General features: G+C 63.3%; 8 protein-coding genes. 7 read left to right on the top strand and 1 reads right to left on the bottom strand.

All coding sequences use genetic code 11. From position 1 onward, the window contains the following. The 5 genes from RYL44_RS06010 to RYL44_RS05990 all read left to right on the top strand — a co-directional run. The coding region (locus RYL44_RS06010; RefSeq protein WP_314975397.1) for a toprim domain-containing protein at window positions 1-1,403 on the top strand (1,403 nt) is incomplete at its 5' end. A 186-nt stretch (window positions 1,404-1,589) separates the two neighbouring features. After that, window positions 1,590-2,528: a GNAT family N-acetyltransferase gene (locus tag RYL44_RS06005; RefSeq protein ID WP_084795716.1), complete on the top strand. Its 939-nt coding sequence runs from the start codon at window positions 1,590-1,592 to the stop codon at window positions 2,526-2,528. A 17-nt stretch (window positions 2,529-2,545) separates the two neighbouring features. Next, a complete protein-coding gene (locus tag RYL44_RS06000) occupies window positions 2,546-3,568 on the top strand; it encodes a GNAT family N-acetyltransferase (RefSeq protein WP_276739473.1) in 1,023 nt (340 codons plus the stop codon). A 219-nt stretch (window positions 3,569-3,787) separates the two neighbouring features. Continuing rightward, window positions 3,788-5,254: a sugar porter family MFS transporter gene (locus RYL44_RS05995; RefSeq protein WP_314975396.1), complete on the top strand. Its 1,467-nt coding sequence runs from the start codon at window positions 3,788-3,790 to the stop codon at window positions 5,252-5,254. Further along, window positions 5,247-6,197 carry a PfkB family carbohydrate kinase gene (locus RYL44_RS05990; RefSeq protein WP_276739469.1) on the top strand — a complete coding sequence of 317 codons (951 nt, stop codon included), beginning with the start codon at window positions 5,247-5,249 and terminating at the stop codon, window positions 6,195-6,197. The genes RYL44_RS05995 and RYL44_RS05990 overlap by 8 nt, the downstream gene beginning before the upstream one ends. 141 nt (window positions 6,198-6,338) lie before the next feature. Here the strand turns inward: RYL44_RS05990 and RYL44_RS05985 are convergent, their stop codons facing one another. Beyond that, a complete protein-coding gene (locus RYL44_RS05985; RefSeq protein WP_314975395.1) occupies window positions 6,339-8,813 on the bottom strand; it encodes a DNA gyrase/topoisomerase IV subunit A in 2,475 nt (824 codons plus the stop codon). Between the two features lie 67 nt (window positions 8,814-8,880). Here RYL44_RS05985 and RYL44_RS05980 point away from each other — a divergent pair, with 67 nt between their 5' ends. Together RYL44_RS05980 and RYL44_RS05975 are read left to right on the top strand one after the other, a co-directional pair. Then, complete coding sequence (locus tag RYL44_RS05980) at window positions 8,881-9,417, top strand: DUF5998 family protein (RefSeq protein WP_073983418.1); 537 nt, start codon at window positions 8,881-8,883, stop codon at window positions 9,415-9,417. 4 nt (window positions 9,418-9,421) lie between these two features. Continuing rightward, window positions 9,422-10,558, top strand: a complete 1,137-nt coding sequence (locus tag RYL44_RS05975) for an alkaline phosphatase family protein (RefSeq protein WP_390883801.1) — start codon at window positions 9,422-9,424, stop codon at window positions 10,556-10,558. The last annotated feature ends 19 nt before the right edge of the window (window positions 10,559-10,577 follow it).

Below are 10,577 nucleotides of genomic sequence, written 5' to 3'. Positions count from 1 at the left end.
AGGAGGAACTCCACGAGAGCTTCCGCTTCGACGGCGGCGTCGTCGACTTCGCGAATTGGCTCGCCTCCGACGGCCCCGTCACCGAGACGTGGCACATCACCGGTGAGGGCACCTACAACGAGACCGTGCAGGCCCTCGATTCCGAGACCGGGCACCTGCGCGCCACCGACGTCGAGCGCACCTGCGAGGTCGACATCGCGCTGCGCTGGGGCATCGGCTACGACACGACCGTCCGCTCCTTCGTCAACATCATCGCCACCCCCAAGGGCGGCACCCACGTGACCGGCTTCGAGCAGGCAGTCCTGAAGACCCTGCGCGCCGCCATCGACAAGAACGCGCGCAAACTCAAGGTCGTCGCCAAGGACGGGCGCCCCGAAAAGGACGACGTGCAGGCCGGCATGACCGCCGTCATCACCGTGCGCTTCCCCGAGCCGCAGTTCGAAGGACAGACCAAGGAAACCCTGGGAACCCCCCAGATCCGCACCGTCGTCAACCGCGTCGTCACTGACTGGCTCAAGGCGAAGTTTGCGTCCTCCAAGCGCGATGACAAGCAGCAGACCTCGCTGCTCATGGAGAAGGTCGTCGGCGAGATGAAGGCCCGCGTCTCCGCGCGCATCCACAAGGAAATCTCGCGCAAGAAGAACGCGCTGGAGACCTCCTCGCTGCCTGCCAAGCTCGCGGACTGCCGACTCGAGGACGTCGAGGAGACCGAGCTCTTCATTGTCGAGGGCGACTCTGCCCTGGGCACGGCTAAGGCTGCGCGCAACTCCCAGTACCAGGCTCTCTTCCCGATTCGAGGGAAAATCCTTAACGTGCAGAAGGCGTCTACTGCGGACATGCTGGCGAACGCCGAGTGCGCCAATATCATCCAGGTGATCGGCGCGGGTTCGGGCCGTACATTCGACCTGTCCCAGGCTCGATACGGCAAAGTCATCCTCATGACCGACGCCGACGTGGACGGCGCGCACATCCGCACCTTGCTGCTCACGCTGTTCTTCCGCTACATGCGGCCCATGGTCGAGGCCGGTCGTATCTACGCTGCTGTCCCGCCGCTGCATCGAATTGAGGTCGCGGGTAAGGGACGCAAGAAGCGCGAGTATATCTACACGTACTCCGAGGATGAGCTGCATCGTAAGCTCGCCGCGCTGCGCCGCTCGGGCCGCACCTGGAAGGAACCCATTCAGCGCTACAAGGGCTTGGGGGAGATGGATGCCGACCAGCTGGCTGAGACCACGATGGACCGGGCGCACCGCTCGCTTCGTCGCATCACGTTGGCTGATGAGGAGGCTTTGCGCCAGGCTGAGGATGTGTTCGAGCTGCTTATGGGTTCGACTGTGGGGCCACGTAAAGAGTTCATTGTCAATGAGTCCGCAGGCTTAGATCGTATGCGAATTGATGCGTAATGTCTGGTGAACAGGGTCTGCGCGCTGCACAGTTGTTCAAAATGGAAGGGCAACTGTCCAACGTCAGTGTGACTAAAGGCCCTATGAGCCGCTAGGATGTAGCTCATGACAGGACTTGCGCAGCGACTTACGCCGCCCGGGTCCGTCCCGTACCCGGGGAACCACCTCGGGTTGCGCTGGCGGCCCTTGATCGGTCGTGACGCGCCCGCCGTGTACGCGCTGATCTCCCTCATCGAAGACGAGGACCAGGCGATTAGGCGCACCTCCGTGGATGACATTGCGGACATGATGGAAGGTGAGAACGGTCGCGATTGGGTGGATACGATCGTTGGCTTGGATACGAAAGGTAATTTTTGCGCGGTCGCTTCGGTGCGCGTGCTGCGAGGCATCCACGAGGCTGCGACCGCCATCGTGAGCGCGTACATTCATCCCCATTGGCGAGGCAGAGGCGTGGGCCGCGCCCTGCTGTACTGGCAGGACGCCAGGGCGCGCCAGATGCTGGTTGAGACTTTCGGTGCCGAGTCTGATGTTCCGGTGTCTATTTCAAACCTGGTGGACGCACACATGACGGATCGGCGTCGGCTTTACATTGCGGCTGGCTTCTTCGCCAAGCGAACTTACCAGGTCATGTATCGCGATCTGGCTGGCGGTGAGGTCGCTCCGCAGGCACGCCACGGCTACAACGTTCTGCCCTGGTGTCAGGTTCCGCAGGACCAGATTCGTGCGATTCATATGGAGGCCTTCCAGCAGGCGTTCCGTTCCCCGCTGCGTGCCCTGTGGTGGGATGATGCGATGAATCACTTCGATCCGCGCTGGTCGTTTGTGGCCGTCGATCGTGAGGACGGTGTGGTCGGCTATGCGATGACGGGTCGGCCGGCGCAGCGGTGGGTCGCAACGGGTCGCCCGGAGGCATACATTTACCTCCTGGGTGTCGCTGAGGCTCATCGTGGTCGTTCGATTGCGAGTGCACTCGTGGGGCATGCGGTTGCGTCCGCGTCCGCGTCGGGTGCTTCACGTATTGGGCTGGATGTGGATATGTCGAGTCCGGACCGGGCACATAGTATCTATGAGCATCTCGGTTTCGTCGATGAAACCGCTGAGGTTTATTACACGATCGATCAGTAGTTCACTAGGAGGCGAGCATGAGCATTCCTCTCGCGCAGAGAGCCGGTGCCCCCGAATTCGTCCCCTTTCCGGGCGAGCATCATGGCATCGAGTGGGAGCCTTTGACCGCCGACCATCACGTCGGTCTGGCGGCTCTTTTCGCGCGCATGGAGGCTCGCGATAATCCGCCGTACCGCACCAGCTCGGATGAGGTGGAGGAGATGTTGTCGTCGGCTTCGAATTGGCGCGGCCTGGTCGGGATCGCGCGTAGGGGTATCGCAGCGGGTCGCCTAGTGGCGTTCGCTCAGGTGGTTTTGCGTTTTCCGGGGCGTGTGGAGTGTGTGTGCATTGGGGGTGTGGATCCTGATTTCCGGCGTATCGGCCTGGGTAATGCGATCGTGGATTGGCAGGAGGGCACTGCCCGTCAGATGTTGGCGAGTGTGGAGGGCGATGGTCCTGCCCAAATCACGTGTCACGTTGAGCCGGGGCAGGATGATCTTGAGGCGCAGCTGAAGGTGCATGGTTTCCGATGGGCGCGCACGTACTACGAGCTGCGTGCGTCTCTGGACGATCTGATGCCCGTGCCGGATTTGGGGTTGTATATGAGTGTCGAGGCCTGGGGGTCTCAGTGGGAAGAACCGGCTTTGCGTGCTGCGAATCGCCTGAACGAGTCCGAGTGGGGGCGTCCTCCGCTGACGCAGGAGCAGTGGATGCAGGGACGTACGGCGTTCGCACCTGAGTGGTCGTTCCTGGCAGTAGACCGAACGGGTGATCGTCCGCGCGTCGCGGGTTTCCTCCTGGCGTCGCGCTACGAGCAGGATTGGGTGGCGCTTGGCTGGCGCGAGGGGTATATCGATCAGCTGGGTGTGCTGTCGGCTTGGCGTGAGAGTCGCGTCGCGGACGCGTTGATCCTGGCGTCGATGTGGGCGCAGAGGCGCGATGGGATGGATCGGGCGGGTACCGGTGTCGGGTCTGCGAACCACACGGGTGCGTTGGCTGTCTATGATTCCTTGGGGTTCCGCACGGTCGGTCAGACCAGGCTTTATGCAATCGAAGTGTGACATTCATTTCGCATCGTGGAATGCTGCTCACTGGGAGCTTGCATGTGGCGAATGTCATTCCATGAACGGATGTGTGGGGAGTTGGTTCGATTGAGCGTTTTGTGAGGAAGTGCCCCTTTAGTCCTAATTGTCTGACCAATTGATTTTTTAGGCTCGCAGCGGGGGACCGCGAGAGTCCTCGGCGCCACGCGCGCCCCATCTCCACAGTGCGGAGCTAGCATGACTACGAAGTCGTCAGCACAAACCACGTCCATTCCGCCTCTGGTCATTCGAAGCGCCATCGTTGCCTCTCTCGGCGGCCTACTCTTCGGCTTTGACACGGCGGTCATTTCCGGTGCGGAAGAAAAACTCACCGAGCTGTACGCTCTCTCCTCCATGGGTGAGGGCATGATCGTTGCCATCGCAACCATCGGCACGATCTGCGGTGCCATCGTCGCCGGTAAACTCGCCGACCGCTTTGGTCGTAAACCTATCCTCTTCTGGATTGGTATTCTCTTTGGCGTCGGCGCCCTGGCAACCGCCCTGGCACCGGTTCCTACACTCAATCCGGTCGAGGACGGTAAGTTTGTGGCCGCGTCCTCTTTCCCGATTGCCTTCTTCATGCTGTTCCGCTTCCTCGGGGGCATCGGTGTCGGCTTGTCTTCGGTGGTCGCACCTATCTATACCGCTGAAATTGCGCCGGCCCGCGTGCGCGGACGCCTGGTGGGTCTGGTCCAGTTCAATATCGTCTTCGGCATTCTCCTGGCCTACGCCTCGAATGCAATCATCCGCGAAATTGTGCATCAAGATGTTGCGTGGCGCTGGATGCTCGGTGTCATGGCCGTGCCGGCTGTGTTCTTCCTGATTTTCCTTGCCACTGTGCCCGAGACTCCTCGCTGGCTGTTGGCCCACGGCCACGAGGAACGCGCCGTCAAGATTTCTGAGCGCCTCACCTCCACGCAGGAGGAGAGCGCCGAGCAGATTGGCGAGATTAAGACGCAGATCGCCGAGGATGCCGCGGGCGGCAAGGTTGCTTTCTTTACGCGCCGCTACCGCAAGGTCATCCTCATGGCCTTCTGCATCGCGATGTTCAACCAGCTCTCCGGCATCAACGCGATCCTCTACTACGCGCCCAAGGTCATGAAGCTCGCCGGCGGCGCCGAAGTGCTCGGTGATGCCTTCCCCTACATCGGCTCCGTCATCGTCGGCCTCATGAACCTGATCGCCACGATGGCCGCCCTGACCGTTATCGACAAGCTGGGCCGTCGTCAGCTCATGATTGTTGGTTCTATCGGCTACCTCGTGTCGCTGGGCTTCCTCGCCGGCATGATGTTCGCCTACGAGGGAAGAGCGTCCGTGCAAAATAGCGCTGTCCCGGTGTGGCTGATCCTGATTGGCCTGCTTGCCTTCATCGCCTCTCACGCGTTCGGTCAAGGGTCCGTTATCTGGGTGTTCATCTCCGAGATCTTCCCCAACCGCGTGCGCGCGCGCGGCCAGTCGCTGGGCTCGCTCACACACTGGGTCTTCGCCTTCATTACCACCTACGCGTTCCCGGTCCTCACGGAACAGCTCGGCGGCGGCTTCGCGTTCGGTATCTTCTTCCTCGCGATGGTCGGTCAGCTATTCTGGGTCCTGAAGGTGATGCCCGAAACCAAGGGCATTCCGCTCGAAGAAATGGAAGAGAAACTGGGGTTGACGAATGACTAGAATCGTGAACATCGGGGAAGCTCTCATCGATGAGATCACCCGCCCAAACAGTGAACCCGTCGAGGTCGTCGGGGGATCGATGCTCAACGTCGCAGCCGGCCTGACCCGGCTGGGTCACGAATCGGAGCTGGCGACCTGGTTCGCGCGCGACGCGCGTGGCGACAAGGTCCGCGAACACGCCGAAGCTGCGGGGGTAACCCTCACGCCCGGCTCTGACGGGGCCGACTTCACCACGGTCGCCCATGCGACTCTTGATGAGCGAGGCCGCGCCACCTACGAATTCGATCTGTCGTGGGACGTGCCCTCCGTGGAGGAACCCGACACCGTCGGACACCTGCACACCGGCTCCTACGCAGTCGTCCTCGAGCCGGGCGCCGACAAGGTCCTGGCCGCCGTCAAGCGCCAGGCCATCCGGGGCACGGTTTCCTACGACCCAAACATTCGCCCTGCCCTGCTGGGCACGCCGGACGAGGCACGCCCGCACGTCGAGGCGATCGTGGCCCTCGCGGACGTTGTGAAGGCTTCCGACGAGGATCTGGAGTGGCTCTACCCGGGGCGCCCCGTTGAGGACGTTATCCGCGAGTGGTCGCAGTCCGGCCCGTCCCTAATCCTGTGCACGCGCGGCCCCTGGGGCGTCTACATCAAGGCTGCCGCAGAGCGCGACATGCTGGTCGTCGATCCCCTCGACGTCGAGCTGGTGGACACAGTGGGCGCGGGTGACTCGCTGATGGCCGGCCTGATCTCCGGCCTGGTTGACGCGGGACTCCTGGGTTCGCCCGAGGCGAAGCAGCGCCTGCGTGAGGCGTCGTGGGACCATATCCTGCCCGCCATTCACCGCGGCATCGTCACCTCGGGTATCACGATTCTGTACCAGGGTGCATACTCACCCACGCGCGACGAGGTTGCAGACATCTTGGCAGCCGATCGGACGCTGCGAGGCTGACGGGGGAGTACTCCTCAACTGATGGGGGTGGGTCCGGCTGAGCGGTCGGACCCACCCCCATATCAGCATTGATGATTGACAAAGTGGCGGGGTGGCCGGAAACAAAACCGGTCACCCCACCGTCACGACAACAGGAGAGCGTCAGCCGATCGACGCGATCGCGAAGGTGATGGGCACGCCCGAGCCGTCGCGGCGATCGTCCTCGGCGGGAAGGTCCACGGGGGTGCCGTCCGCGGATGCGGCCCGCCCAGGCCGCGTGCCAACCCACGCGACGTCCAGGCGATCCTCGCCGCGCAGGAAGCGCTGGCAGCGCACGCCCTGGCCGCCGCGCCCCTTCGATGGGTAAGACGTTAAGGGCGTGACCTTCACCGTCGTCTGGCCGGTTCCCGGAAGCGCGCCGAGGGCCGCCGCGACCGTCACCACCACAGCGTCGATGGGGGCCTCGACCACCCAGAAACCGAGGGCTTCGGCGCCGGGGTTGAGCTTCATCCCCGCCATGCCGCCGGCCGTGCGCCCCTGCGGGCGAACCTTCGCGGCGGGGGTGCGCAGCAGCTGCGCGTCCGAGGACACGAACACCAGGTCCGCCCCATCCGAGCACTGATCGAAGCCCACGAGACGGTCCCCGTCCTCCAGGGCGATGACCTCCCACTCGTCGCGCTGAAGCACATCCGGGCGCAGGCGCTTGACCGTGCCTCGTGCCGTGCCCATCGCAACCACGGCCTCGCCCTCAGGATCCAGCAAACCAACGGCGGGAACGTCCGAGTGTAGCAGCAGCGAGGACGGCATGGCGCCCGCCAGCGACAGGCCTGTCTCAAAACGGGGGAGTGCCGGCAGATCCACCACGTCAATGCGGTGCGCGATACCGTCCTCCGTCACCACAGCCACCTGCGAGCGGGCCGTCGATGACAACTGCGCGCGCCAACCATCCGACGCCGCACGCGGACCAGGCTCCAGCGGATCTCCACCCTCGATGCGGGCCAGAGCACCCGATGCGGACAGGACGACGACGCACGGATCGTCCGGGATCTGTAGCTCCAAGCCCTTGCCGGAGCGCGATACCGATGGCAACGCCGCCAGTGCGGCATCCTCGGCGCCCGTGGCCGCGCCCACGGGCGTGCCCGTCGAGGCAAGCAACAGCGTGCGTCGCGGTGTGCCCAGTCGATCCGAGACCTCGCGCAGCTCCTTCTTCACGAGCGCGCGCAACAGTTCAGGCTCCTCCAGGACTTCGCGCAGGGACGCGATCGTCGCCAGCAATTCGTCACGCTCGGATTCCAACTCGATACGGGAGAACTTCGTGAGGCGGCGCAGACGCAGCTCAAGGATGTAATTCGCCTGGGCCTCGGACAGGTCGAAAGCCGTCATCAGGCGCTCGCGTGCAATCTCCGCGTCATCCGAGGACCGAATGATCGCGATGACGTCGTCGATGTCCAAGATTGCGATGAGCAGGCCCTCGACCAGGTGAAGGCGATCCTCGCACTTTGCCAGGCGGAAGCGGCTGCGGCGTGTCGTCACATCTATGCGATGATCCAGGAACACCTGGAGCATCTCCTTCAGGCCCAGCGTGCGCGGCTGGCCGTCCACGAGGGCCACGGCGTTGATCGAGAAGGAATCCTCCAGCGGCGTGCGCTGGTAGAGCTGCTGGAGCACAGCCTCCGGGTTGAAGCCGTTCTTCACCTCGATGACTAGGCGCAGGCCGTGGATGCGGTCGGTGAGGTTCTGGACCGACGAAATGCCCTTCAGGCGCCCCGCGTTTGTGTTCTCCTTGATCTTCTCGATGACCTTCTCCGGACCCACCATATACGGCAGCTGCGTGACGATGATGCCCATCTTGCGGGCCGTCACACGCTCGATTGTGACCTTTGCGCGCGTCTTGAACGCGCCTCGACCGCTCTCATATGCCTCCTTGATGCCGTCAAGGCCAACAATGACACCGCCCTCAGGCAGGTCGGGACCCGGAATGTAGCGCATCAGGTCGGCGACAGCGGCCGACGGGTGATCCAACAGGTGAATAGCGCCCGCGATCGTCTCCGTGAGGTTGTGGGGGGCGATGTTCGTCGCCATGCCCACCGCGATGCCGGAGGCCCCGTTAACGAGCAGCTGCGGGAAAGCGGCCGGAAGGACGTCGGGCTGCATGAACTGATTGTCGTAGTTGGGAACGAAGTCCACCGTGTCCTCGTCCAAACCCGTCACCAGGTCCAGCGCGGCGGGCGCCATGCGCGCCTCCGTGTAACGAGCGGCAGCCGGGCCATCATCCAGAGAACCAAAATTCCCATGACCATCGACCAGCGGAACCCGCAGATTGAAGGGCTGCGCTAGACGTACCAAGGCCTCGTAAATAGCGGAATCCCCATGCGGGTGGAGCTTACCCATCACCTCACCGACCACACGCTGGGACTTCACGTGTCCCTTGTCGGGGCGCAGACCCATCTGATCCATCTGGAACAAGATGCGACGCTGGACAGGCTTCAGGCCATCACGTGCGTCGGGCAGGGCGCGCGCGTATATGACGGAGACGGCGTACTCGAGGAAAGAACCGCGCATTTCAGCGGATACGTCGATCTCGGAGATGTTCTCGTCCTTGTCAGGAATGTCGACGACCTGGTCCTTCTTAGCCATACGCGCAATTATTGCGCGGGAGGGCGCTCATTTCGACTGGCACGCCGCTTCGGGGCACAATTGGGGAATGGACACATGGACCCGTATTGAACGAAGCGGCTTCTACCCCAGGGCAGTGGAGCGCGCGCTGCGCCGTGCCCTGGGACAGGTTGAACCGCTGGCGACACTGTGCCAGGTAGATACGGGCTTCGACCGAGGCTCCGTGTTTCGTCACCTCACCGTTGTCTCCCTGACCCACCGGGCCATCGTCCAACTGCACGTCGACGAGCTGGACGGCGGCTCCGCCAACATTGCCACGGCCGTGCATCGCGTCGAAGACATCGGCGGCTATTCCACGATGGAGGTCTTCTCTGACCCCGAACACGCAGACGGCCTGACCGAAATGACGATCGCGATGGATCTGAAGGGTGCGCGACGCCTCGACGTGGAACCAGCCCGGTGCGAAGACCCCACGTGCATCGCGGACCACGGCTACACGGGCACCTCCTATCCTGACGACGTGACCTTCCGTATCTCGGCGGCCGCAGATGGACAAGACGCCCTCGATGAAGCCTTCGATTTCGTCGATCATCTCGCGCGGCTGATGGGTACACGCGGTGAGTAAGCGCATGGAGCCTCTGAACCTGACCGGCGCTGACCTACCGGGTCCAGGCGAGTCCTCGATCACGGACATTATTCCCGCAGCCCTAGCTACCATCGACCCGACCCTGCCCGGGGCATCGCCACAAGCAGCCCGCGTCCTTGACCTCGAGGTGGGTGCACGGCAGGTGCTTCTCATCCTGGTCGACGGTTTCGGCTACGAACTTATGGTCGACCACATGGGTCATACGCCGACCCTGCGTGCCGTGCGCGGTGACATCCGTTCCATTCACACGATTGTTCCTTCTACGACGTCAGCCGCGATCACCGCGTTCGGCACCGGAGCGCGCCCGGGCACTACCAACATGGTTGGTTTCTCGGTCGCGTACGGCAGTGGGACCATGAACCTGCTAGCCATGGAAGGGGGGCCTGCGCCGACCCAGTGGCAGCCGGTCCCCACCTTCTTTGAGCGTTTGGCCGCCGAAGGTGTGCCTTCAGCGGTCGTCTCACCGGCGCGTTTCGCCGGATCTGGTCTGACGGGTGCGGCGCTTCGCGGCGCCCGCCACGTGCCCGCAGACAGCCTTGACGAACGCGTCAGCGCTGCGCTGCGCGAGCTGCGCGCTGGTACCCCCGTTGTCTACCTCTATTGGTCCGAGATCGATCACTCAGGACACGGTCACGGCATCGGTTCTGACGCATGGGTCGGTCAGGTCGAACAATTTGACGCCGGCCTGGCTGTTCTCCTGCGCGGCCTGCCGCACGGTGTTCGTACGATCCTGACCGCCGATCATGGGATGATCAACGTTGATCGTTCTGCAATCTGGGACGTGGCCTCCACACCCGCCCTGCGTTGGGGTGTGCGGATTATTGCGGGTGAGACGCGTGCTGCTCACGTTCACGCGCAGGTGGGGCACGCACGCGAGGTAGAGGAACGTTGGCGCGACACGCTGGGCGATAGCGCCTGGGTGTTGTCGCGCGATCAGATGCCCGCACTCATCGGTGAGGGGCAAGGAGCCTCGATCGTCGGTGACCTGCTAGTGCTGGCGCGAGGATATGGCGGAGTGGTCGATTCTCGTACGCAAAGCGCGTCGGCCATTGCGATGCCGGGCGTTCACGGGTCAGTGACGTCGGCGGAAATGCGCATCCCGGTGATCGCCCTATCCTAATGTTAACGGTGCGGCTAGC

Origin of the sequence: Actinomyces bouchesdurhonensis, assembly GCF_963540955.1 — a bacterium.
Lineage (GTDB): Bacteria > Actinomycetota > Actinomycetes > Actinomycetales > Actinomycetaceae > Pauljensenia > Pauljensenia bouchesdurhonensis.
This window is presented reverse-complemented; position numbering and strand designations above follow the sequence as displayed.

Coding starts and splice junctions, on each gene's coding strand:
- RYL44_RS06000 (WP_276739473.1), top strand. CDS start 2,546: ATGAGCATTCCTCTCGCGCAGAGAGCCGGTGCCCCCGAATTCGTCCCC.
- RYL44_RS05995 (WP_314975396.1), top strand. CDS start 3,788: ATGACTACGAAGTCGTCAGCACAAACCACGTCCATTCCGCCTCTGGTC.
- RYL44_RS05990 (WP_276739469.1), top strand. CDS start 5,247: ATGACTAGAATCGTGAACATCGGGGAAGCTCTCATCGATGAGATCACC.
- RYL44_RS05985 (WP_314975395.1), bottom strand. CDS start 8,813: ATGGCTAAGAAGGACCAGGTCGTCGACATTCCTGACAAGGACGAGAAC.
- RYL44_RS05980 (WP_073983418.1), top strand. CDS start 8,881: ATGGACACATGGACCCGTATTGAACGAAGCGGCTTCTACCCCAGGGCA.
- RYL44_RS05975 (WP_390883801.1), top strand. CDS start 9,422: ATGGAGCCTCTGAACCTGACCGGCGCTGACCTACCGGGTCCAGGCGAG.